The organism is Paenibacillus sp. Marseille-Q4541, assembly GCF_018310695.1.
In the GTDB taxonomy this organism is placed as follows: domain Bacteria; phylum Bacillota; class Bacilli; order Paenibacillales; family Paenibacillaceae; genus Paenibacillus.
In genome coordinates this window covers 18,853-43,454 of the sequence record NZ_JAGXCY010000037.1, presented here as the reverse complement: position 1 = coordinate 43,454, position 24,602 = coordinate 18,853, and the positions used below count along the sequence as shown (strand labels likewise).

At 38.8% G+C, this 24,602-nt stretch carries 18 protein-coding genes, 1 tRNA gene and 2 pseudogenes; 3 read left to right on the top strand and 18 right to left on the bottom strand.

Going from position 1 to position 24,602, the window contains the following annotated elements; genetic code table 11:
* The 7 genes and pseudogenes from KFT32_RS23215 to KFT32_RS23185 all read right to left on the bottom strand — a co-directional run.
* Window positions 1-581, bottom strand: a pseudogene (locus KFT32_RS23215) (hypothetical protein); the annotation flags it as partial.
* Window positions 582-648: 67 nt separating this feature from the next.
* Entirely contained in the window at window positions 649-2,763 is a 2,115-nt protein-coding gene (locus KFT32_RS23210; RefSeq protein ID WP_211749811.1) for an ATP-dependent nuclease, read from the bottom strand.
* Between the two features lie 1,383 nt (window positions 2,764-4,146).
* Window positions 4,147-5,400, bottom strand: a complete 1,254-nt coding sequence (locus KFT32_RS23205; RefSeq protein ID WP_211749810.1) for a Wadjet anti-phage system protein JetD domain-containing protein — start codon at window positions 5,398-5,400, stop codon at window positions 4,147-4,149.
* Window positions 5,366-8,488: an ATP-binding protein gene (locus KFT32_RS23200; RefSeq protein WP_211749809.1), complete on the bottom strand. Its 3,123-nt coding sequence runs from the start codon at window positions 8,486-8,488 to the stop codon at window positions 5,366-5,368. The genes KFT32_RS23205 and KFT32_RS23200 overlap by 35 nt, the downstream gene beginning before the upstream one ends.
* A 33-nt stretch (window positions 8,489-8,521) precedes the next feature.
* Window positions 8,522-8,608, bottom strand: a pseudogene (locus KFT32_RS27740) (ATP-binding protein); the annotation flags it as partial.
* A gap of 56 nt (window positions 8,609-8,664) precedes the next feature.
* Window positions 8,665-9,294, bottom strand: coding sequence for a DUF4194 domain-containing protein (locus tag KFT32_RS23190; protein WP_211749808.1), 630 nt, complete (start codon window positions 9,292-9,294; stop codon window positions 8,665-8,667).
* Window positions 9,295-9,296: 2 nt separating this feature from the next.
* Entirely contained in the window at window positions 9,297-10,709 is a 1,413-nt protein-coding gene (locus KFT32_RS23185; RefSeq protein ID WP_211749807.1) for a Wadjet anti-phage system protein JetA family protein, read from the bottom strand.
* 628 nt (window positions 10,710-11,337) lie between these two features.
* Here KFT32_RS23185 and KFT32_RS23180 point away from each other — a divergent pair.
* Together KFT32_RS23180 and KFT32_RS23175 are read left to right on the top strand one after the other, a co-directional pair.
* Window positions 11,338-11,535 carry a helix-turn-helix domain-containing protein gene (locus KFT32_RS23180; RefSeq protein WP_249436090.1) on the top strand — a complete coding sequence of 66 codons (198 nt, stop codon included), beginning with the start codon at window positions 11,338-11,340 and terminating at the stop codon, window positions 11,533-11,535.
* A gap of 400 nt (window positions 11,536-11,935) precedes the next feature.
* Window positions 11,936-13,117 (top strand): tyrosine-type recombinase/integrase, encoded by a 1,182-nt coding sequence (locus tag KFT32_RS23175; protein WP_211749806.1) that lies wholly within the window; start codon window positions 11,936-11,938, stop codon window positions 13,115-13,117.
* 221 nt (window positions 13,118-13,338) lie between these two features.
* Here the strand turns inward: KFT32_RS23175 and KFT32_RS23170 are convergent.
* From KFT32_RS23170 to nrdR, 3 genes are all read right to left on the bottom strand, one after another.
* A tRNA-Ala gene (locus tag KFT32_RS23170) sits at window positions 13,339-13,414 on the bottom strand.
* Window positions 13,415-13,957: 543 nt separating this feature from the next.
* Window positions 13,958-15,094, bottom strand: coding sequence for a DUF2264 domain-containing protein (locus KFT32_RS23165; protein WP_211749805.1), 1,137 nt, complete (start codon window positions 15,092-15,094; stop codon window positions 13,958-13,960).
* A gap of 32 nt (window positions 15,095-15,126) precedes the next feature.
* A complete protein-coding gene (gene nrdR, locus KFT32_RS23160; RefSeq protein ID WP_211749804.1) occupies window positions 15,127-15,594 on the bottom strand; it encodes a transcriptional regulator NrdR in 468 nt (155 codons plus the stop codon).
* Between the two features lie 115 nt (window positions 15,595-15,709).
* Here nrdR and KFT32_RS23155 point away from each other — a divergent pair, with 115 nt between their 5' ends.
* Window positions 15,710-15,934, top strand: a complete 225-nt coding sequence (locus tag KFT32_RS23155; RefSeq protein ID WP_211749803.1) for an alpha/beta-type small acid-soluble spore protein — start codon at window positions 15,710-15,712, stop codon at window positions 15,932-15,934.
* 83 nt (window positions 15,935-16,017) lie between these two features.
* Here the strand turns inward: KFT32_RS23155 and KFT32_RS23150 are convergent, their stop codons facing one another.
* The 8 genes from KFT32_RS23150 to KFT32_RS23115 form a co-directional block, all read right to left on the bottom strand.
* Entirely contained in the window at window positions 16,018-16,581 is a 564-nt protein-coding gene (locus KFT32_RS23150) for a lytic transglycosylase domain-containing protein (RefSeq protein WP_211749802.1), read from the bottom strand.
* A complete protein-coding gene (coaE, locus tag KFT32_RS23145) occupies window positions 16,578-17,174 on the bottom strand; it encodes a dephospho-CoA kinase (protein ID WP_211749801.1) in 597 nt (198 codons plus the stop codon). The genes KFT32_RS23150 and coaE overlap by 4 nt, the downstream gene beginning before the upstream one ends.
* Before the next feature lie 14 nt (window positions 17,175-17,188).
* Window positions 17,189-17,926 carry a manganese efflux pump gene (locus tag KFT32_RS23140; protein WP_349304944.1) on the bottom strand — a complete coding sequence of 246 codons (738 nt, stop codon included), beginning with the start codon at window positions 17,924-17,926 and terminating at the stop codon, window positions 17,189-17,191.
* Window positions 17,927-18,080: 154 nt separating this feature from the next.
* Entirely contained in the window at window positions 18,081-18,911 is an 831-nt protein-coding gene (gene mutM, locus KFT32_RS23135; RefSeq protein WP_211749800.1) for a DNA-formamidopyrimidine glycosylase, read from the bottom strand.
* A 64-nt stretch (window positions 18,912-18,975) separates the two neighbouring features.
* Window positions 18,976-21,633, bottom strand: coding sequence for a DNA polymerase I (polA, locus tag KFT32_RS23130; protein WP_211749799.1), 2,658 nt, complete (start codon window positions 21,631-21,633; stop codon window positions 18,976-18,978).
* Window positions 21,634-21,751: 118 nt separating this feature from the next.
* Window positions 21,752-22,753 (bottom strand): Gfo/Idh/MocA family protein, encoded by a 1,002-nt coding sequence (locus KFT32_RS23125; protein WP_211749798.1) that lies wholly within the window; start codon window positions 22,751-22,753, stop codon window positions 21,752-21,754.
* Between the two features lie 46 nt (window positions 22,754-22,799).
* Window positions 22,800-23,636, bottom strand: a complete 837-nt coding sequence (locus KFT32_RS23120; RefSeq protein WP_211749797.1) for a carbohydrate ABC transporter permease — start codon at window positions 23,634-23,636, stop codon at window positions 22,800-22,802.
* A gap of 12 nt (window positions 23,637-23,648) precedes the next feature.
* Window positions 23,649-24,584 carry a carbohydrate ABC transporter permease gene (locus KFT32_RS23115; RefSeq protein ID WP_249436088.1) on the bottom strand — a complete coding sequence of 312 codons (936 nt, stop codon included), beginning with the start codon at window positions 24,582-24,584 and terminating at the stop codon, window positions 23,649-23,651.
* Window positions 24,585-24,602: the final 18 nt, after the last annotated feature.

Here is a 24,602-nt window from a genome sequence, read left to right as displayed (position 1 = left end):
CGTATTAATGAATTAATTCCTTTGTGATATTCATCAGAATCCGTAGACTTCAAATCTATCTTCTCTTGAATTTTGATGGGGTTGTGATTTACAAAGAATCTATATTTTGTATCAGTTGAAAAATCATAATCTGGATTATAAAAATTCTTGAATACAGAGTAGTTGTAAGGTAATATGTCAAACATTTTACCTAAGTCAGTTGTAGAGCGTTCCCATACCTTTTTCTCTATAACACGGTTTTTCACATAATCAACGGATTTTTCAGTTAAGAATAATTGTATCTCCTCTTTTGCTTCGATGTTTATTCTTTTACAGTATTCAAGCTTCCTAAACTGATAGCTATTAGGCTCAACTCTTTTACGCTTATCATTAATAACTTCAATTTGTTCATTTATTTCTTTCAAATCCCTAACGATTTCACTTTGAACAAGTATGAAGTTATTAATTAAAGTGTTAATGAATTGATTATTATCACCAGCAAAACCATAATTATTGCATATGAAATCATTAACTTCATCAACAGGTACATTTTCAAATTTCTCCATATAAAAAGCTAGTAGTGCATTTGAATTATCATCCATTTTTCTCACCAACCATTTTTAGTTTTTACCAATTCATATTAATATTAGCATTGGACATGGAATTGAATTAACAAAACACACGCTTAAAGATATGTTCAAATTCAATTAGAGTTTCCCCATTAATCTCAAATGTAGGACAGATACGGTCTATATCCTCTCTTGATTTAAGATGTTCACAAACTTGCATAGCTCTTGATGGCTTATCTCCCCCTTGAGCCCCAGGAGGGTAATAATTCTCTACAGCCCCTTGAGATAATACAAATGTATTTTCATCATATAATGCAATAATCGTGGATAATTTATCAGGAATCTCCTCCAAGCTTCTTTGAAGAACAAGTTTTCGTCCCTCATTTTTCTCCTCTGGAAAGAGATTCTCAAGTTCCGTTTTCTCTTCATCCGTTATTTGACTACCGGAATAAACTTTATCAACTAATTCCATGAATTTACTATATCTCTGCCGCCATGTGTAACTTTGAACAAGTCTCTGTATTTTCTCTTTTCCTAATGGAATTCCAACTCCTTCCTTAACAATTATTTTATCTACTTTTTCTAACATCACAGCTCTCATTTCAGTAGATGTAGCGGCAGCTTGCAACTGTCCAAATCCACCAATTAAAACATCTAGGTCGAGAATACAGTATACTTTGATACCAAAGTGACCGAAAAATTCTTTAAAGCGAGAAACATTGCCTTTTCCGTTTAGCCTAATAACAGGAATGCCTTTTTTATCGAAATCCCATTCGCTATTTAAAATTTTCGAGATATGCTTAAAGAAGTAAATATCAGAGTCACCTTCAACTAACAACACTTTTTGCGCAAAAAATGCAGCAGTATTATTTTCATAACATAATATCTGAAATAAATCTTTCTTACTTATATCATTATGTAAATTAACAAAAATCGCTCTTGAAGCTGGTTTACTTCCAGTAGTATATTCTTTGCACATTTTCACAAAGATACCGGTGGAAGTTGGAGAAAAAAAGGCTGGAGAGTGAGTTGTGGTGACAATTTGTTGTACAGAAGATAAATTTGATAATGCTTCAAACATCACCTTTTGAGATTGTGGGTGCAGAAACAGTTCAGGTTCCTCGAATAAAAAAATATAATGTTGCCTATTCGTGGCTTCAAGGGGAGCGTCGGTGTTATCTTGCTGTCTTTTTAACTCTACATAACTTCTTAGAATTGAAAACATTACTGCACGCTTTAAGCCATCCCCCTTTGACTCAATATCTCCTTTAACACCATCGTCGACCATAATTTGCGCTGTGGAAAATACCTGCTTCAATTGAGGGGGAGGAATTTGGAACTCCAGGTTTGCTTTCGGAAAATTCTCTTTTAAATATGTATTTATTGAACTTTCAATATTAATCACTTGACTAAGCCTATTATCTTGAATACTCCCATCCGCAGCTAAAGTTCTGTTCAACAATCCCTGGAGCCTATTAAAAGAATCTATTATTTGTTTAACTTCATCTGCACCTTCGATTAAATTCATAAGTACCGATAGGAGCTTTCCAAAAGTTGCAGACTCTTTGGTCTTTACATCATCTGATATATCTTTCACTGCAGGTATTAGAATCGGTTCAGGAAGTATTTTTTTTATAACTGTCGCAACTCCATTAGGTAAAGGTTTATCGACTTCAACAAATTGTTCTTGCGGGAGTTGAGAAATCAATTCTTCGGTCAGTTCTTTTGCTTTCTTTTGAGTAGTTACTCCACTAAATACGTCTGTATGCTCAGGAAAAATACTTATCATTAAGAATTCAACTTCATTTCCACGTTTTCCAGTTAATTGTTCTTCAAGCTTCTTTATGTTGTATCTTTCATCTGCTGGGACACTTTCTCTCATGCATAAAACACCTGTTATATCTGCGGAATTATATTTTCTTATTAAAGTGATTTTACCGTCACATAGCAATTCTTCTATAATTACTTTATCAACAGCACTTAATGACGAGAGGAGTTGTTGTTGAACTTCAATCTCTACTTCAATACGTATTGGATTAGAACCATCGAAAAAATCAGTGCTTGCTAATTTGGAGCCAGATATAAATAAACTAAGAGCAAGCATCGTAGTTGATTTACCCGCATTGTTTTCACCTATTATGCATACAAACGATGACATTGGAATTGAGACTTCTTTAAGACCCCTATAATTTTCAACCTTTAATGATGTAAACAAGCTATCCCTCCACTAACATCTTTTCTTAATTCTATCAAAATTCGAGACTGAAATCTTGTAAACGACTAGATGAAACATGCTAGTACTACTTTTTCTCATACTTTGCAAATGCCAACCATTTCAATCTCTTTAGTTATTAAATGTATTCCGTGTGAATTCAAGGTGAAGAAGTTCCATTAAGACCGGATTTCGGTTTATCGCTCCTACACACAATCAAACTCTTGCTTCGACACTCTTTATGTATGTTGACAATAAGCTTTCGACACGTGATTGGAAACCAATTTCTAGATAATATCGTTATTTCTGCTTATTTACAATTTCCAAGGGCAATCATGTTGAGCTTTCGTTTGCTCGTTCCGAGATATGTCGAGTATTATGCAAGTTTTTCTCAATAGACTTGCCCTTACAAAAAGTCACTATTTTTAGGGATTTTAATTGTTTTTCGTGACTTATTCAATTGAATGATAAGAAAGAGCGAAAACCAGGTAAATACGTTCGCTTTTTAAATGATTCATGGGTTTGGTAAGCAACCATTCTTTGGGGTGGTTATCTGCTTTCATATTTTCGCTGTTTTCAAGGGGCTTGAGTTGACAGTTCATTTTGTTTTTTGTTTTGCGAGAAGAAGATTTTAGGCAGCCGGGGTTCATCCCGGGTGCCGTTCAGTGGGTTTAATGTTTTAATATCTATTCGTTCAATTAAAGGACAAAATACCAAATATTTTTATGTTTTAATATGTCCACTAGTTGTGGAGTATTATTTTCGTTCAAAATTCTCGTTCTTAATTATTGAATTTATTATATATGAGATAGGAGCTCATGCATTTAATTGAAAATAAACCCAATAATATAAAAACTCAGAAAATAATGAGGAAATATTAAGAAGGAGACATAGGGTGAATTTGCCCGTATATGTTGATTTACAAGGTATGAAGGCGGATTATCCACTCGGAAAATACGATTCATAATGAGGGGGAAAACCGGAAAATACGATTCAATAATTATACCAATCTGGAAAATACGATTCAATTTTATAATAAGAAGACAGCGACTATGTAAGTTTTTTCAATGTCCTTTTTTGTTTTTGAAATTAGAAAAGAAGCTTAATAGGGACAAATTTCTGCAAATAAAAAAGAGCATTAGAATCGCTTCTTGGGCTCTTTAACAGCACTATTGTAGTCTGCGGAACGCTCAGTAACTCAAGCACTTTTTCATGAACACGCATCCCTGATTTATTAGCCTTTCATGTTTCTTAGTTCACAGTATAGCAAGTTGATTAGAACGATTGTAGAAAATTCAGAAAAACTTAATTCAATAGTTTTCTACATACTCTTATTAAACTTAGTCATGAAAAAAGGCATCCAAGGAACTGGATGCCCGAACCACTCTACATATTAATATCCACAATTTCTTGCTCAATTTTCCGCTTATAGTTAAGAATCAGAGGAATCACATCATGAAACATCGAGAATTCATTTTTCTCCAACAAAGCGCTTATTTTTTGAATATACGTTTCCGTAATTGGACTGCCGTGTTCAACAAACTTTAAGTAAGTTTTTGGGTCCATATAAATGGGAGTAAAGAAGATACCGGTATCTTCACACAATCTTTTATAAATGAACATTCCGCCTAAATCAATATCTCCCCAGTGAAAAAAATTAACATCCATTTTTCGGGCATTTACACACTCACTGATTGATACTAGTATCTTTCGCCTTGCGCTGTTATGAAAACCTCCTAAATAGACTACAAGGTGGTCTAATTGGTTACTGTGACAATATTCAATGTAATCATAGTATGATGTTTCATTTTCAATTGTAACTATCGCCTTAACATCCAACAATTCCGTATTAAGGATGCTTAAATTCTCGGGGTGAATTCCTATGCCAAATCTATCCGCCGCGAAGTCAATCTTTCCATAATCGGTTTGAATCACCCATTTTCCATATATCTTCACCATTAACGGCTTTACGGTAACTCCGAATGTTTCAAGAATTCCCTTTTCGTCCATGTCCTCTTTATCCGGCGAAACATACTTTTTGATTACATTAATAATCCTTTTCCCATAATACTCAAACTCTTTTGAGTCGTTGTACAATTTAATACTCCATTTGCGCATTGTAATCTCTTTGTCATTCAGGAAGAGTTGATTCAAACCATGAATAGCTCTTCTTGTCTCATCTTCAGACTTCAAAGAAAAGATTGAAGGCAATGGATTTATATTTCTTATCTGTTGTAGCATATCATCATAAAAAGTGTGTAATTCGCGTGGCGCTTCTTGCATTAATTCTAAACAGATATGTTCCATCTGACAGTATTGTTCTGATTTAGATTTCCTATTGAGGACCCTCAGAATTTTCGGAACAGCGTCTTCATGTAAACTAATTCTCTTCAGTTCCTCACCTTTACTGAACTTCTCCCAATCACATATCAAATAACCAGCTTTTTCGAGCTCGCTACAATCTATATTAAATTCCTTCCTATAATTACTCTCACTAGTATGATAATAATCAGGAAATTCTCTTTCGTTAATCCCAATCTTTACACGTTGTTTCAATTTTTCATTTGCACCATAAGCACTTCGATTTTCATATTTGTCTATTAACTTATGGAGTAGTTGTTTCTGTTGTTCTGTAAGCATCCTGTTCCTCCGAATTAATACTGAATGGGGCAACAAAACTATGATAATTGTCCTTTAATACCACAAAAGTGTTTTCCATATGTATTGAATACATATGAACGCTCCCCGTAGGTGTTACGATTATCGGTTGAAAGCCGCAACTCTTAATGAATTTAATCGCTTCTGCAACTCGTTCCGCATCCATGCGGTTGAATGCTTCGTCGAGAATTACCAGACGGAAAGTGTCGGTCTTTCTAAATAACTGATATGTGTAGTAAAATGATGCCAAAATAGCAACATAAAAGGGAACTTGCGTTTCCCCGCCTGATTTTTCCAAGGCAACCTTTGAATATTCAATAGTATTCCCTTGGCTGTCCTTCACACTAAGTTCAAAATCCAAATAACTTCTGTAATCTAAGAGCTCATTATAATCCCGCAACTCTCTTGAACGAATAATTGCGTCAAATAAATTTTCTATTAAATCCTTATATTCTTCCTGGAATGAATAACTAAAAATTGACGCTCCAATAAGATTAGGGTCCTTTAGCATCTTATAATACTTCATCATTTCATTGTCGTTTCGCGCTCCATAAGTAAAGCGATATTGGTCCGTTCCGAACTTCATGTCTTTTAACGAGCGATTCAGAGCATTGAAATCCTCCTCAGCACGCTCTATTTGTTCCTTGAGTTTTGCAATAAAATCTTCTTTAAAAGATTGTTGAGCCATTTCTTTAGCTTCAACAGCTTTCTCTTTAAAATCAACTATTTTTTCATTCTCTAAATAAGAATGTCGACTCTTATATTTATCATTACTTTCTTCTTGAGCGTCATAGCCTATATCAAATTCGCGGTTGTAATCGTTTCGTTTTACTCTTATATCTCCCCAGAATACCCCTTTCTCATCTTTTAATTTTTCAACTTTACTAAGAGCATTTTTTTTAATTTGGCTGTATGGATGATTAAGTAATTCCTCTCTCCAAATCGCTTCTAAGTCACTCACCTTGTATGAGACTTGTCTTTCTTCAAACTCATAAAGGGTATTAGTGGCTGTTGCCAAATTGTTCTGAAAATCAATTAATGCTGCTCTATTATTTTCTATCCGTTGTTTTATTGTTGCTTCTTCCGCAGATTTTTTTCTTGAATCCTCATTAACTGATTCAGCCTCAGCCTTTTTAGTTTTAATTATTTGTTTTAAGCCCTCTACTTCCGTCATATCAATAGCAATCAGTTTCTGGTTTAATTCGCTAACCTTCATGGATAACGAGTACAAATTGAGGGTTTTATCTACATTGCTTTTCATTTGAGCGAACTTATCATGCTTGTTTGAATTAAAATTACGCAGCACTTTAAATTCATCAATTTGATTTCCGAGCACTTCCAAATGCTGAGCTAATGCAACTCTCTCCAACCTTTTAAATTTAAGTTGAGCTTCAATAGCATCTTTACCGATGTAAGGAACTTCGTATCTTTCCTTGGGTATTTGCCTAGCGGTAAAGTTTGAGTATGTCATACAAGTTGAAGTGATACTTCTTGAGTGATTTTTCAGTTCGGAAACATCTCTAACTTTTAATATCGAACCCAAAAGCTGATTTACATAATCTAAAGCGTAAGTTAAGGTAGACGTAACTTCTTCCGCGAGACTCCCAGGCAGAGCAGTTGGTTTTTTTAATACTAATTTATCTGTATTTACAAGACCTATCCTCTCAATTTTATAGCTAAATTTCATTCTCTCATAAATCTCAAGAGCTTGCTCGAAGTGACCTGGAGATACCAAAATATCAAATTTTTGTGTATGCAAATATCCTTCAATCGCATTCTTCCATTCGTCATTCGAAACATCTATTACTTCGCAAAAGATGTCTACCCTTACTTGCTTATTGTCAATTGGAATTAAATGTTCTTCAAGAAGACGTTTTAGTTTCATTGAAGGTGAAGTTTCTGAAAGTATGTTGCGATTCTCAAGTTGATTTATGGTTCTATCTAATTCGTTAAGAACTTGTTCCCCGGTTCTTTGTTCAGTTTCAATTTTATATAGATGCTGTTGTAGCCACTGATACGCGTCGCCCCATTTTTTTGCCAAAAATGAGTTGTTTTGTGGAAATGCATTGCTCTCCACAAATTCCTCCATAGCGTGTTTTACTTCTAGTATTGAATGAGTAAGTTCTACTGGGGAATCGGAGTGTTGTAGTAAATACTCTAACTTACTTAATTCCCTTATTTCTATTTTTGAGCTGTTCTTTAGCTCCGTCAACAAGCTCTCGAGTTCATCAATGTTCGAATTAAGTGAATTAATCTGTGAACGAAGATTATCAGCAGTTATGGTTGAATTGTGTGCCCACACCTCTTTATTGAGCTCACCAATTTCTACATCCAACATCTTATAACTGTTTTTTAACGCCTCAATTGTACGTATGCATTTATTCTGAAGTTCAATATCCAATTTAATATCTGCATTAAATATCTTGATTTGTTCATTTGCAGATTCTACATCATATTTTTTAATTAAGTAATCATTCAACACAATTCCTTGTGTTATTTTTTCGTATTTTTCATAAAGGTTATTTATTTCACTTAACTTTGTAATCTCATTTTCTGCCCGAATAATCATCCGGTTAAGTTCCTCCATACGCTCCATAAAATCACGCATTCTTGAAACATCAACAGGTTCCTCGTCTAAAATATAATCATATACATAGTTACGGAGATTAGTAATTGGCGAGAAAGCTATTCCCTTGGGTAACAACGTAAAAAATGAATCCTTGATATTTCCAAGAATAGTTTTTAAATCGCTTTTATACCCTTCCAAGTCATTATGAAAAGGTTTATGAGAAATATTATTTCTCTTTAAGTCCCGAAAAAATTCTTCCTTAGTCTTTGGAGTACCACCGTTAATAAATAGCTCATCATTCAGCGGGACTTTTGGGATGCTGAAGAAAGAATGGGTCTCAGTTTGTGTGCTATGCTGATAATCAAAAACCGCTCCAACTAAGTAAGGGATATTCCCTGCATTTGTTTGATGAGCAATTTCAATTACAATGTAAGAAGTAAAGTCAGTATTTCTCAAAAAATCTTTTTCTACAGTTCCTACTTTTCCTCGCAGGTAAGACACCAATGAACGCTCGGTTTTATGTTCATGAGCCGAAGCATTAAACTTAATCTTTCGGAGGTCTCCTAAAAAAATAATTTGAAGAGCATCAATTATCGTTGATTTACCAGCTCCAGTATCCAGTAATGACGGTTGCTAGACCTTCGAATTCTATTGTCTCCTTTGTAAAGTAATGAAAGTTAATAAACTTCGCTTTCATCAATTTCCTCAATGTCTACATCCCCTTTACTTTTCGACTTCTCTAGTAGCTTTGTGCTAAATTCTTCTATAGCCTGAATAGTTGTGGCTATTGTTACCGTCGGATATATTATTAAAATACTCTCCGGGTTATCATAGTTGCCTTGAACTAATTTAATGAGGGAGTGTTTCTCAAAAATTCGAAGAGTTTTCTTCATTGTGTCTTTAGTTGGTAAACGTTTTGAAATCTGAAGAGATACATAGTTATCCTGTAATTCTTGAATTGTTACAGTAATTTGCGGAGCTAGTGTCAGTTCCTTCAACTTCTCATCGTATAGGAGCCGCAAAATGTAGAGAAACATTGTCTCTTCAATTGTTAAATGTAATCTATTCTTATCTAAAGCACTTGAAACTGACACTATTCGAAAGTCACGATGCAGAGATACTTTCCAACCACCAATATGCATATACTCCTTAATTAACTCATGGTATCTTTCAACAAACCTGTATAGTCGTGTATCGTCATCGTTGTAGTACACTAAATATGTTTGTGCCAACAATCGGTTTACCGTTAGAGCAAAATCCTCTTTTTCTTTTTCAGTTAGATTTTCATACGTTTTCATCCATTCCATAATCAGCGTCCTTCTTTCAGTTTAACCTTCATATTGGGCAACTTGCCTACTGAGACGTTAACCAGTATCTTTGAATCACTTTCCATTTCAACTTTATAAATGGAGTTCTTCGACGTACTTCTTATGACCGTGTAAACTGCATTGAGCCAATCCTCTGTGTCAGCCATCGGGAATTCAGATATATGTATATCAAGCTTATCACTTAGCGCCTTTTTCACAAATTCATTCATCTGTTCTACAGCTTTAACTTCTTTAGTACGTTCCCTTAGTTCTTTTAATTTTTGAAGTTTCTTTTCTTCATCAATTTCAATAATATCTAACGGAGTTTGAGCAATTTTAGCATTGGCGCTTCTCACTACAGATGGGCTTTTAATATCAAGAAATTCCTGTCGATATAACTGTATAAATTGCGAAAAATTCTCTGGCAACTCACCCTTGCCCTCTCCATTCCTAATCAAACCACTTAGGAACTTAAGAATAGAACCGATATGAGCTGCAAGATTCCCTGAATTATTATATAGAAGGGATATCCTACGTTCAGCTGCCCTTACATACTTCTGATTACGAGAATCAATTTCGTTTTCGAGTTCCGCTACATTTCGAAAAGAAGCTGCGATAGATTCCAACCAATTATCAATAGTTTGAATTGCCTCATGGGTCGATTTTGCCACTCGGTCATTCACCATTAATTGAGCTTGTTCTTCGATAACCGTCCGATTGTAAAGCATATCTTCCGTGCGGCGGATTATTTGTGTACGATATTTCGAAATATGCTCAGATGTCTTAAGACGATAGAAATGGGTATCCAGGATACGTTCCTTGTATACAACAAATAAATGATGGAGCAATTCATTGATGCTTGTTGATGCTAACATTTCCTCCATATAACGCTTAATGTTATGATTCAGTTCGCGAAGACCATTTAAAAATGCATCTGTCGTTTCGTAAGCTTGTTGAATAGCAATATATCTGTAGCCTTCAGTACCGGTTAAATTTTGAAATATGGAAAGAACTTGTCCACGAAACTCCATTTGGTATCCCAATGCAATTTTTTCAAAAGTATCCAAGATTCGAATTGCATAATCAGGAATAATTACTTTATAGGACCAGTTAGGTTGCTGTTCAAGCTCTACCCAACCGTGCTCAATAAACTTGTTTAAAAAGTGGAAAGCTAGCAACCGAGTTTCTTTTGGTAAAGTGGTCAATGAATCACTTTCCTCATCACTTTCAACATTTGTTACTGGATACGTTTCAAGGTATTCAACGAAATAATCTATCACCACATCGCGCTCAATGATGTAAATACTACTTTTAAATTGCTGATAAATTAGAAACAGCAAGTCTGTATGGAGGTGCTTCAATTTAGTAGTAAGGATTGAAAAGAAGTTCTCAGGTATTCGTTCGAAAATATTCAAGCGATTTCACCACCATTCGACAAATTAATATATGTTTTTATAAGTATACCGCATAGAGCCAAAACTGGTAATAGTAGGTGGACATCATTGTGTGATAATGATGTCCTTTACAAAAAAAAGAAAAGCAGTCCGAGCAGACCGCTTTTCTTTTGGAATTATATTAGGTTTCTTCAACTTCCGTTTGAAAATTTAACTTGGTACTCAAACAAAGATAACCCTGGTACAACGGAGGCAGCGTATTTCCTCTCTAGAGTTAATTTTCTATATCAATTGTAAACATTCCATACTTAAAGCGTAAGCAGTTTAACCAGTCAAAAGTTAGTGTGCTCGAACACTTCACAAATTGTTCGAATTTGAAAACAAAATGAAAAGGAGATTTTTCACAAATCGAGTTTTTCATTTGCTAGGATATAAAAACAGTAAGCCCGGAACTAGTTCAATAACGATTTCGTGATATAGTTTCAACACAAAAAAAACATTTGGGTTAGAATGTAACAAACCCATATGCTGGATAAAAATAAAAACGGCGATTTTCCGCAAATCGGATTTTCAAAGTTATATATTAATCCTACACATCAAAGCAATGGTTCGACCATTGTGAAAATTCTACATATGGGGGAAAAACAAAATGGCAAAACGTAGTGACAAATACATGAATAGAGAAGCACTTCCCGATACTTTGAAAGTTGAAGACATCTCGTCTTTTCTAGCAATTGGTAGGGGACAAGGATATGAGCTTGTAAACAAAAATGAATTTCATGTTGTGCGAATCGGTCGTACTATCCGTATTAGTAAGAAGTGCTTCTTGAAATGGTTTGATGGTTAAAAATCACAGAAAACTGACTAATATAATGGAGGGTTCTACAATGTACTTTGTAAATGAAGAACACGAGCGCAATTTCTATCATTCCTTTAAAAGTAGCCTATATCCTAAAAGATATAGGGTACCACACCAGCTTTTATTTTGTTACTCATACCGGTTATTTATGACATATGCGAAGGCAAACCCTATTCAAACGGTCTTAGACCTTTTAATTGTTACATTAACAATATTTGAATCACAATATGCTGGTAAAAGCCGGTATCCACCTCTACAACAATTATAAGGATTTCTCGCTCTATCTTTCATTAGGCAATTGGCGAAGTGAACTGTTCGAGGTTTTCATCCAAGCTTGTAAAATCAGACGTGGAGAAGATAAAAAAACATACAAGGGAGTTACTTGATAATGGCAAGAACTAAAAAATATCCTGGTATTTATGAGCGTACTGATACCAACGGTAAGTCCTACTACTTCATAATATCTACAACTGAACCAATGAACAAAAAGAGACATCAAAAGAAGTACGGTGGATACTCAAACCCAGCTGACGCTTATAAAGACCTTATTGACTTAAAAGATAAGAAAAATAAAGGGACATATATTGAACCAATCAAAATGACGCTGAGGGAATGGCTTGAATACTGGCTTTTAGTTAAAGAACTTACATTAAAGAAAGTCACACTAGAATCATACAAGCAACGTATTCAGCATATTGTGGAAGGCTTTGGGAATGAGAAGATATTTACACTTACCAAAGATATCTTCACTGAATTACACAGGTATTTGATAGGAAAGAACAAGGTTATTTATAAAGGAAAGAAAGTTGTGACAGAAAAAAAACTATCAAGCCGCACAATTCATGACACACTGAAAGTTTTGAAGATGGCATTGGCTCAAGCTTATCGAGACGAAAAAATCCCAAAAGATATAACTTCTTTCTATAGGTTACCTCCTGTAAATTCTAAAGAACATAGCGTTCTAAAGCCTGATGAAGTTACCACTTTAATTCAAGCTGCAAAAGGTGATTCTCTGTTTTGCGCAATTTACTTGGCGCTGACTACTGGTATGAGGAAATCAGAAATACTAGGACTTACATGGAGTGATATTGATTTTGACTACAGAACCATAAGTGTTGTCCGTACACATAATAGTCAAGACAACTCAGTTAGTGAAGGAACCAAAAATAGGTCCAGTCGCCGCTCTGTAGAGATTGATGATGAGATTATCGAGGTATTAAAAGACCAACAAAGACTAATAAGAAACTTTAAACATTGTGCCGGGAACTTGTACCAAGATAAAAACTTAGTTTGTCCAACTCAAATAGGTACCCCGGTAAATCCAAGTAATTTAAGACGTACATTATATCGGATATTGAAAAATGCAGGATTAACCAGAGTCACAGTACACGAATTAAGACACAGTCATGCTACTCATCTACTTATGGCTGGGGTTGATTCAAAAATAACTTCTTCCAGATTAGAGCACAGTTCTACACGTGTAACAAATGACATTTATCAACATGTCATAAAAGGGATGCAAGCGGACGCCTTGAAGAAGTACAGAAAGAAAATAAACACCAAGAGATAATTTCTCCGAACAAGCAATTAGCTTGTTCTTTTTTTATGTGTTCTTCATTATTTCTGATTATTCCACATACCTTGGAGTTTTTAATACAGCAAAAGTTACCGTGATGTTACCGGGACTAGCCTACACTGTATTAATATACGTTCCCCTTCACCTATATACATCAAATACCATTAATGTAGACAAATAAAAAACCCTCCACTGGAGGGTATAATCTGCGGTAGTGGTGGAGAATAGGGGGCTCGAACCCCTGACCTCGTCGCTGCCAGCGACGCGCTCTCCCAGCTGAGCTAATTCCCCACATATACATTCGTTATTCAATTGAGCTTTGCTCTGCCAGCGATGCGCTCTCCCAGCTGAGCTAAGGCCCCTTAATTATAAAATTATATGTAGACATAAATCATCTCACTTGAATGAGTATACCATTTATATTTACAGTTCTGCAAGTACTAGAATCGTATAAACAAAAAAATTAGCTTACTCTTCAAGAAAAGAAAAGCGATTATAATCCATTGTTCAGTCCTTCAAAAACGATCTAATCAATATACGATCGAACGATAAAACCGTTACAGATAACAATCTTGATAAAAATAAAGAAATAACCAAATACAAAATTTCAATCAAATTCTGGTATACCATCGAATCCAATTGAACGTAGGAAAAAATCATATATTTCCCTACAATATAAAAAAGAATATAGAGTAAAGCAAACAAAAAAACATTCCACAATTTTTCAGCTATTGTAATCTTGTTTATCTCATCACCTTCTCTTTTAGAAATAAATCTCATTAGTATTAATAAACCTCGTGCCCATAGACGGGGTTCTTCGTATGTAGATTAGAACTAAAATACCGAATGATCCAGTGAAAAAGATTGCCCTCCCCAGGCTTTTTGCTGTGTCCAAGGTTCATCTGGAGAAGTCCAGAAAAAATGGTTACTTGGCAGTCCCAGTGGCAGAAACAAAGTACTGCATAGATACAAGCTTCCAGTACATACATACCCCTCAGCAATATCAGGCTGTTTACCACAAAAACCAATTTGAAGCCATCCATTGTCATCAAATGTTCCTTCTGCAGCCATCGTTCTTTGTAGAACAGCCGTAAGCGCACACCGTACACTCGCAAAACTTAAATCCGGTGAGAGCGTTCCCATAAGTACAAGCTGGGATAGCATCTGAAAAGCGCCAAAGCGATAGGCAAGCGAACGTCCAAGCGGAGGAAAAGTTCCCTCAGGCGAGATCATCCGCTCAAGTACGGTACCATACCTGACTGCTCTTATCATCACAGATTCATAAGCCGAGTCCCAATCCGCATGTAACCCTCGAAATGTAAGATGAACATCCACGAGCATGGGCTGGATAACGAAGCTGTTATAATAATCCCAGTGAAAGTTCGGCCCGTCTCCATAGGTTCCATCTCCTACATACCACTGTTCATGCTGTTTTAGAGCGTAATCCACTCTCATTACGTCATAGTCCTCTTCACCCATTACATATAAAGCGGCTTCGACCATTGCCGAAAATAACAGCCAGTTTGAAGGAACTGCCTTAATCCGGCGAGTCTGTTTTAAACAATGAATAAGCTGTTTTTTCACCCTGGGCTCGAGCTGTTCATAAAGTTCGTGAGGAGCTCGTACTACGGCATGAGATAAAAAGGCAGCATCTACGAGCGGCTGACCACCTTCTGTGAAGTTCATGAAATCTGGAGAAATCGGGTCGGTCGCAGCATCAATAGATTTTCTTGCCATTAAGGCATACTTACTTCTCAGTTTCTCTTCTTCCCCATCATGCTTTTGCTCTAGCCAGGGTGCTATCCCAGCAAGTAATCTGCCAAGTGCCTCTAAATAAGCATAAGTCTCTCTGCCAGCAGAAGGAGATTCCACAGGCATCATTTCCTTTAATCTTTTGTTCGATAAAGCTTCCAAGACAGGATCTGCAATACGAAACATGGATTCAAGCCATACCTGACGACTTTTCATCATTGAAGGAAATTCTCCTTTTCACTTAAGTATGCTTACTCTTCGTAGGGCTCCTTGGACAACAATGTTTTCAGTTCCTTCATAAACATATTGATGTCTTTGAACTGACGGTATACAGAAGCGAAGCGTACATAAGCAACTTCATCAACTGGATACAACTGTTCCATTACAAGTTCCCCAATATCTCTGCTCTCTACTTCAGCAACTGCCGTATTCCGTAAAGACGTCTCTACTTCAGACACGATGCTGTCGAGCTGTTCTACAGAAACTGGGCGTTTCTCACAAGCCCGGATCAAACCTCGCAGCAGCTTCTCCCGGCTAAACTCTTCCCTGCTCCCGTCTTTTTTGATGACGATAAGCGGTGTTTCCTCAATGGTTTCAAAGGTGGTAAATCTGCGGCTGCACTGTTCACATTCACGGCGTCTACGAATAGATTTGTTCTCGTTCGCAGGGCGAGAATCCAGTACTTTAGTACCTCCGTACGCGCAATACGGACACTTCACGTACATCACTCCTTTTATTGTATATACTTACCAACTATTTTTCTTTTAAAAAGTGTAATGAAAATCCCATATGCGAGACATAATACTTTTACCAACTCGCAAGGAGGTGAAAGCAATGGCACAAGGTAACAACGGAAACTCTAACACACTAGTTGTAGCAAAAGCTTCTGGTGCTCTTGAGCAAATGAAGTATGAGATCGCTCAAGAACTAGGTATCAGCATCCCACAAGATGGATACCAAGGTAACATGACTTCCTACGAGAACGGTTCTATCGGTGGTTACATCACTAAACGTCTTGTAACAATCGGTGAACAACAACTCGCTGGTCAATTTCACTAATAAGTAACCATAGAAGTGTTGGTAAAGGCTAGCCTAACGGCTGGCCTGTCCAGCACTTCTTTTCTATTTAAAGACTACTTGAATCAGAATTCCTGATAAATATCTTTGTATTGATTATAATAGTATATGACTCGCTGTACATAGTGCCGGGTTTCTCCCACTGGAATTTCATTAATCGTGTCGAGTTTCCCGTCCCACATTCCTTTTTTGATCCAGTTCCCTACATTTCCTTGACCTGCATTATAGGCAGCAATCGTCGCGATCGGATTTCCGTCAAAATGATCTGACAAATAATCAATATACCATGTGCCTATTTTAATGTTTGCATCAGGTTCATGTTTCAGTTCATCCATCGTAACATCCTTCATCTGTTCTTTCTCTAGAATCCAGTTCGCCGTATCCGGCATTAGCTGCATTAAACCGATTGCTCCCATTTTAGATTCCCGGCTTAGTTTGTAATTGGACTCCACTCGAATGATGGATGCAACCAGAAACGGGTCCACCTCGTACGTATCAGCATGAGTTCGAATTTCGTTTTTATAATGGATCGGATAAAACCAAGACATCCAGTTCGTATTAAAGAAAAGAAGAAAAACAAAAGAAACAAGAAGAACAAGCAGTACTCTTTTTTTACGAATCCATTTCATGACAGCCCCGCACGATGCCAATAGACCAAAATTTGCTTCTTCGTTTCTTCAAAATCACGACTATTATCAATAATAATATCAGCTCTTTGTTTCTTCTCTTCTATATCCATCTGCGCTTCCAGACGACGACTTGCCTGATGTTCATCCATTCCATCTCTCTTCATTAACCGGTCTAACTGTACCGCTCGCGGCACGTAAACAAGCATAATCTGTTCAAACTCATTCTCAAGCCCCGACTCATACAATAGCGGGATATCGGAAACAACAAGACGGTCTGGGAACTGCTCTTCGTAAGTGTGCTTACGATCTCTCATTTCCTGACGAATGGCAGGATGGGTAATATCATTTAAAGCTTGAAGCTGCTCTGGATGATTAAAAACAATCTCACCGAGCTTCTTACGGTTGAGTGCCCCGTCTTCTAGCAGAACAGCTTGTCCAAATTGTCTCGCAACGGCAGCAAGCACAGGGTGCCCGGGAAGCATGACTTCCCGAGCGATTTTATCTGCATCAATCAGAATTGCACCGAGGCTTACAAGAAACTCGGAAACACTGCTTTTGCCTGACGCGATTCCGCCTGTTAATCCAATATTCATCTGTTCACCTCAAATTAAATCAGCTTTAATATTCCCATAATAATTAACATAATGGCAGGTAAGGCCGTAAGCGACTGTACAAAAGTTGAACTTGCAAAACGAAAACCCGCTTTTAAACCAAAAACAAGAAACACCCCGCTAAATAAAGCGATCATGATTGATGTTAATAAAGGAGGCAATCCAAGGAGTGCCGCTCCGAGTCCTGCGCCGAAGGCATCTAAAGATAACGCAATGCCAAGCCACATCGCCTCGTAACCAGAAATACTGCCTGAATCATCCATGTCAGCAGCGGAAGGCTTCTTCAATATTTGAATGACAATGCCAAACTTTTGAATTTCCAGCAAAAAAACCGTCTTTTTTGATTCTGAATCCGTAAGTTCCACATCAGATTCATAGTCATCTGCCGCATGGCCAGAAGACAACGACGTTTCAGAAGACAGATTAGCCTTATCTTTCAGAAGATCCGTTTCTGCATCTAATGACTTGGACCTAAAAGACTGAATTAGTGACCAAGTCCCCATCACAATCAAAATCCCGGCTCCGATCCATGAGGCCACTACAGGAGACACAAAACGAGATAGTAAAACCCCAAGCTGCATCGAAAGTCCAATCACAAGACCTGAACAGATGGAGATGATTGCAATCGATAGCCACGGAATTTTCATTTTGCGAAGGCCATATGTAATGCCAATACCAAAGCCATCCAAACTGAGAGCAAAAGAAAGCAAAAGTAATGTAAATAAATGAGGCACCCTTCATTCCTCCCAAAACTAGGTCACGGGCTGCATCCATAAGTAGGAAGCAGGCTAATGCCTAAGACTGCGTTGCCCTAGCAGTATATGGGAACCTGTTTAAAAGGGTGCCTATTCATAAATCCTTACTCTGCGAGTCCAATCATCGTGAAATTCACACCAATACCTGACAGCTAGGACAAGTATGGGTGCCCCGTCCGCCTACCACGGTTTTGTGAATCAATGTTCCGCAATGTTCACAAGGCTGATTTTGGCGGCCATAAATTTTGAATTGATGTTGAAACATCCCGATTTCTCCTTGGCCATTAACGTAAGATTTAATGGTAGAACCTCCGGCTTGTACCGCTTCAAGCAGCGTATCAATAATTGATTGATGGAGCAGCTCAAGCTGTTTATCCGTGAGTGTATTGCAAGGTTGCTCTGGATGAATCCCTGCCTTAAAGAGAGACTCATCCACATAAATATTCCCGATGCCTACTACATATTCCTGATTGAGGAGAGCAACCTTGATCTTGGTCGTCCGCTTCCCAATAACCTTACGAAAAGCCTCAAGTGTAAATGACTCATCTAGCGGCTCCAGCCCTAGCTTCATCAGGGGCTTATTCGTAAGATCCTCTCCGCTGCGGAACAAATGCATCGTGCCAAACTGTCTTACATCCTTATAGCGCAGCTCTGTCCCATCTGAAAAATGAAAGACAACATGGGTGTGTTTTTCTAACGGTTCGTCCTCAGAATACAAACCATATCGTCCTTCCATCCGAAGATGGGAAACAAGAACAAGTCCATCCAGAAGGATTCGTAAAAATTTACCTCTTCGCTCCACACCTTGAATGGTATGGCCGACAAGCTCCATGGCAAATGCATCGATATCATCCGGCCGCTGAATAATTCTCGGTAAATGAACGGTAACGCGATCTATATGCTTTCCAACGATTAACGAATTTAAAGTTTTTCTGACTGTTTCTACTTCCGGAAGTTCCGGCATGATGTCTTCACCTCATCTTCCATTATAACGGATCTTGAGGCACTCTAATACCCTTTGCTAGGATTTACTTTGCTTCATACCAGTTTCTGCCGAAACTCACTTCTGCTTTGAGTGGAACCGCTAGCGCCAGCGCTTTTTCCATCACTTCAGGCACGAGTTTCTTCATGATCTCTAGCTCCTCTTCCGGTACTTCGAATACCAATTCATCGTGTACCTGCAAAAGCATGCGGCTTTTCAGTTGTTGCTCGGCAAGTGCCGCATCCATATGAACCATAGCAAGCTTGATAATATCAGCAGCGGTTCCCTGAATTGGCGTATTCATCGCCGTACGTTCTGCAAAGGAGCGAAGGTTAAAGTTGCTCGCATTAATTTCTGGCAAATACCGGCGGCGCCCAAGAAGTGTAGTTACATACCCATCTTGTTTGGCTTGTTTTACGATATCATCCATAAACTTACGAACACCTTGGAACACTTCAAAATATTGATCAATAAACTGGGCTGCTTCTTTTCTTGTAATGTTGAGGTTCTGCGAAAGTCCGTAATCACTAATTCCATAAACGATTCCAAAGTTAACCGCCTTCGCTGATCTTCGCATGTTGCTGTCTACGGCTTCTTTGTCTACCCCAAACACATCCATCGCTGTCTTCGTGTGAATATCCATATCTTGTACAAAAGCTTCTTTCAGCTTTTCGTCATCTGAGATATGGGCAAGTACACGGAGCTCAATCTGTGAATAATCGGCTGCAAGAACGTACCAGTTTTCTTCTGAAGGCACAAATACTTTACGAATCTTGCGTCCTTCTTCAAGACGAATCGGAATATTCTGCAAGTTCGGATACTGACTGCTCAGTCTGCCTGTGGCTGCGATCGTTTGACGATAGTACGTATGAACTTTTCCCGTCTTATCCGAAATTTCTTTCAACAAACCTTCCACGTAAGTGGATTGCAGCTTAGCAATCGAACGGTACTCTAAAATATGCTGAACGATATCGTGATACGGAGCAAGCTTCTCCAGTACTTCTGCATCAGTGGAATAACCTGTCTTTGTTTTCTTAATGACCGGCAGTCCCAATTTATCGAAGAGGATTTCTCCGAGTTGTTTTGGCGAATTCAAATTAAATTCGGTTCCTGCAATCTCATAAATTCGAGTAACTAAAGATGAAATCGTCTGTTCAAACTCGGATCCAAGTGCCTTAAGCTCATCCACATTCGCTTTGATCCCTTGCTTCTCCATATCAGCCAAAATGCGGGACAGCGGCATCTCTAGATCATAGAAAAGTTCGTGCATTCCTGTCTCTTCCAGATCTTTCTGCTGAAGTGGAATCATCCGCGCAAGGGTTGCTGTTTTGCGGCATAAATATTCACTTAGTACCTGTTCTTCCGGGAGCTTGTATTTCGCACCCTTACCGAACACCTCATCATCTGACTGCAAACGTGCAAGACCATACTTCGACGCAACGCCCCACAAGGTTTGATTTGAATCCGTTGGATCAAGCAGATAGCCTGCAAGATGGACATCAAAATTAGCTCCAGCAAAAGGCAGACCATTCGCATGCAGTGCAAGGTCAACCCGGTGCAAGTCATACCCCTGTTTAGGTTGATCCGGATTGCCGAGCCAGTCTCTAACACCAGCGCAAGCTTCGGAAGAAAGTACTTCAGGTGAAATATAATAATATTTCTCGCTATCCGTCAGTACAATCCCGATCAATGTAGCATGATGAGGGTTGTCCCCTCTTGACTCCACATGAACTACCTTAATATCAGAAAGTAGCGACAGTAAATCTCCCACGTTCTCTTCCGTTACGGTAACCATCTCTATTGCCTCTTCTTCAGGAGCATCCTCTCCAGATTCCGAATGTTTTACCGTAAAGGCAAGACGCTCCAGTAAGGATTTAAATTCAAGCTTCGCGAGTGCCGGAGCAGCCGACTCTTCCCGAAGACCACCAAATGCCATGTCATCCCACGTTTTCTCAAGGGGTACTTCTCGGTAAATGGTAGCAAGCCGTTTACTAAGACGTGCATCTTCTGCGTGAGTCTCTATCTTTTCTTTCATTTTCCCTTTAAGTTCAGCTGTATTGTTCAGCACTTCTTCTACTGATCCAAACTGATGAAGCAATTTGAGTGCTGTCTTCTCACCAACACCTGGGATACCAGGAATGTTATCAGAGGTATCTCCCATAAGCCCTTTTAGATCAATAATCTGCAAGGGAGTAAGACCATAACGTTCCTCAATTTCTTTTGGACCATAAGCTTCGATTTCAGATACCCCTTTGCGAGTCAAAGCGATGTTCACATGCTCTGAAGCAAGCTGGAGCATATCCTTATCTCCCGTAACTACGAGAACTTCACGCCCCGCTTCATCCGCGCGTTTCGTAAGTGTTCCGATAATATCATCAGCTTCGTACCCGGAAAGTTCAAACTGTGCAATGCCAAATGCAGTAAGCAATTCTTTCAGTACAGGAAACTGTTCAGACAATTCGGGTGGAGTTTTTTGACGGCCACCTTTATATTCTTCGTATCCCTCATGGCGAAACGTGATCTTCCCTGCATCAAACGCCACCATCATATGTGTAGGCTTGTGTTCTTCCAACAAGCGAAGAAGCATGGTTGTAAATCCGTACACAGCGTTTGTATGTAATCCGCTAGAATTCGTCAGCGGGGGCATGGCAAAAAAAGCTCGATAAATAATACTGTTTCCATCAATCAAAATAAACTTTTCCATTGATACACCTCTCTTGTTTCACTTCTTTCTATATGATAACACATGGGAACTCTGCTTCAAAAAACAAATAACCAGGCGCATCCTGCGGGCCTGGTTATTATTTGGTTTTATACCCATTCTATCCGATTGGAGTCAGAATACCATTCCCAGCAGCACTCACCATGGCGGCTTCCGTCACTCTAGCGATGCTGAGTCCGCTGGCAGCAGGAGCAGCTGCTTCCTGAATCCGTCCAGTCAGAAGATCAACAAAGTTCTGATCCGAATCTGTCGATGCTGGCCACCTTTCTTCAGCAACCTCCTTCACTGAAGGATCACCTTCATATGCTTCATATAACTTTCCATTTCGGTAAAGGAGCGTCCCTTTTTCTCCATGAATGGACAAATCCTCCTGCCACTTAATGCTGGCACTTCCCACAACATGGAAGGAGGCGATCGCCCCTTCTTCAAATTGAATCGTAACCGCAGAATCGATGTCTACCTCTGTTCCGCGCGTGTCCATAACTGCAGATACCTTTTGGGGAGTCATTCCGGTAATCCAGAGCACCACGTCAAGCAAGTGACTCCCTGAATCATTCAGTTGCCCCCCGCAAGATAAAGCTAAGCTTTGTCTCCAAGTACCCTTTTGGTCTGTAAGCCAGCTCTGAGATTGATACGCACTTACAAATTGCATCTTACCTAATTTCCCGGACCGTACCGCTTCTTGCATATACATGTAAGGACCTAGAAGATGTCTTTGATAAGAGACAGCAAGATGCTTTCCGCTTGCTTCAGCTTGCCGGATGATTTGTTCCGCGTTATCCGCTCCATCTACAAACGGTTTCTCCATCAATACATGAAGTCCAGCCTGCAAACAGTCCATCCCTTGTTCAAAATGAAGACGGTGCGGCGATACAATAACTGCGGCATCCAGTCCTCCATCCTGTAGCGCTTCCTTGTAATCTGTATATTTTCTAGCCCCCGCAAGTTCTGGAAAATCCTCTTCTGCCTGATGAAGAGAGGCCGTACTTGGGTCTGCGAGCGCAGCAATCTGAACATTTGGAATCGCGAGCAGCTTACGAATATGTTCTCTGCCCATTCCTCCGACACCGATCATTAAGAAGCGAATATGGTTATTATCCATTCTTTTGTCTTCCTCCTATGTTAAGAGCATTTTATATTGAACGAAGTCAGCCTTTAATTCCACTAAATGTAATACCTTGGATGAACGTTTTTTGTAAAAAGAAGAACAAGATAATAATGGGAGCTGTCATAATCGTGGACACAGCCATCATCAGTCCCCACTCAGTACCCTTCTGACTTTGGAATTGCTGAAGCCCAAGTGACAGCGTATAGGATTCAGGATTGGTCAGATACAATAGCGGTCCCATGAAATCAGTCCAGCTCGCCATAAATTGAAACAGTCCTACAGCGAGAACCGCTGATTTGGCAAGAGGAAGCATGATTTGGGCATAAATCCGAAATTCACTTGCTCCATCGATTCTTGCCGCATCCTTTAATTCATTGGGAAGACCCATAAAAAATTGGCGGAGTAGGAAAATGTAAAAAGGAACTCCGAAAAAGGCTGGGACGATCAGTGGCAAAGAAGTGCCAATCCAGTTCAGTTTGTCAAAGAGTAAGAAAAGAGGAATCATCGTGACTTGACCTGGAATCATCATCACGGCAATTGTAATCATAAACAGACTTTTCTTGCCCTTCCACTGCAATTTCGCAAAGCTGTAGGCAACGAGTGGAGATGTCAGTACAACGCCAAGTGTGCTGAATCCCGTAATGATCAGTGTGTTTTTTAAATAAGTAAAGAAAGGAATATAAGTCAATGCATCCACATAATTACTCCACATAAAAGGACGAGGAATCCACTCTGGAGGAAACGTGAACACCTGAGCTAACGGCTTCAAGGAAGTCGATACCATCCATATGAACGGTGCCAGAAAGAATACGGAAGCAATGATTAAAAATATATGCGCAAATGCTCGTTTCAGTTGAAGTGACTTTTTGGCTGACATTTTTCAGGCCTCCTATTCTCCCTGGTAATGGACCCACTTCTTTGAAGTTCCAAAGATAATGGCGGTAAGCACAAGTACAATAAGGAATAAAATCCAGGCCATCGCAGAGGCATAGCCCATTTTGAAAAATTTAAATCCGTTGTCATAGAGATACATCACGTAGAATTTCATCGAATCTGCCGGTGATCCCTGTCCATTCGTAAGCGTATATGGAAGGGTGAACTGCTGAAAGGCATTAATGACGCCCATGACTAGATTGTAGAAAATGACCGGTGTCAACAGTGGTAAGGTTACACTGCGCATTTTGCTGAACCAGGTCGCTCCGTCCATATCAGCAGCCTCATAATAATCTGGAGAAATGTCATTAAGTCCTGCCAGATAAATCACGACAGATTGGCCAATTCCCCAGAGTGACATCATAATGAGAGATGGCTTGGACCAGGTTTCCGATCCCAGCCATGCAGGCCCCTGGATGCCTATGCTATCCAAAATCCCATTGACGAGTCCAAAGCCCGGGTTCAGCAGCCACATCCATAAGACGGCCATAGCGACAGCTGGAACTAGTGTTGGTAGGAAGAAAACAGTCCGGTACACGGACATCCCTTTTACCTTCATGTTAAGCAGCATTGCAAGTGCAACTCCGATCAAAATGCTGAGCGGTACAAAGAAGATTACAAAATAGAGCGTGTTGTTGACTGAAACCCAGAACACCGAATCTGACATCAGCTGTGTATAGTTTTGGAATCCGACAAACTCACCGGGTTGAAGGATACTATACGTAGTGAGGCTGAAATACAGAGATGAAATCAGAGGGGCTCCAAAGAAGACGACTAGCCCCAGTATCCAGGGAGATGCAAATAACCAGCCATTAATGTTATCCCGATGAAGCTTTTTGTTATTATAACGAACATTTGATTGTGCGCTAGGTATCGCCTTCGTTTTTAGCAAAACACTTCCTCCTTGCGT

Excerpts from the sequence above, each read along its gene's own strand:
- KFT32_RS23205 (WP_211749810.1), bottom strand. The coding sequence starts at position 5,400 with ATGCTTACAGAACAACAGAAACAACTACTCCATAAGTTAATAGACAAA.
- KFT32_RS23190 (WP_211749808.1), bottom strand. The coding sequence starts at position 9,294 with ATGGAATGGATGAAAACGTATGAAAATCTAACTGAAAAAGAAAAAGAG.
- KFT32_RS23180 (WP_249436090.1), top strand. The coding sequence starts at position 11,338 with ATGGCAAAACGTAGTGACAAATACATGAATAGAGAAGCACTTCCCGAT.
- KFT32_RS23175 (WP_211749806.1), top strand. The coding sequence starts at position 11,936 with ATGGCAAGAACTAAAAAATATCCTGGTATTTATGAGCGTACTGATACC.
- KFT32_RS23165 (WP_211749805.1), bottom strand. The coding sequence starts at position 15,094 with ATGATGAAAAGTCGTCAGGTATGGCTTGAATCCATGTTTCGTATTGCA.
- KFT32_RS23155 (WP_211749803.1), top strand. The coding sequence starts at position 15,710 with ATGGCACAAGGTAACAACGGAAACTCTAACACACTAGTTGTAGCAAAA.
- KFT32_RS23150 (WP_211749802.1), bottom strand. The coding sequence starts at position 16,581 with ATGAAATGGATTCGTAAAAAAAGAGTACTGCTTGTTCTTCTTGTTTCT.
- coaE (WP_211749801.1), bottom strand. The coding sequence starts at position 17,174 with ATGAATATTGGATTAACAGGCGGAATCGCGTCAGGCAAAAGCAGTGTT.
- mutM (WP_211749800.1), bottom strand. The coding sequence starts at position 18,911 with ATGCCGGAACTTCCGGAAGTAGAAACAGTCAGAAAAACTTTAAATTCG.
- polA (WP_211749799.1), bottom strand. The coding sequence starts at position 21,633 with ATGGAAAAGTTTATTTTGATTGATGGAAACAGTATTATTTATCGAGCT.
- KFT32_RS23125 (WP_211749798.1), bottom strand. The coding sequence starts at position 22,753 with ATGGATAATAACCATATTCGCTTCTTAATGATCGGTGTCGGAGGAATG.
- KFT32_RS23120 (WP_211749797.1), bottom strand. The coding sequence starts at position 23,636 with ATGTCAGCCAAAAAGTCACTTCAACTGAAACGAGCATTTGCGCATATA.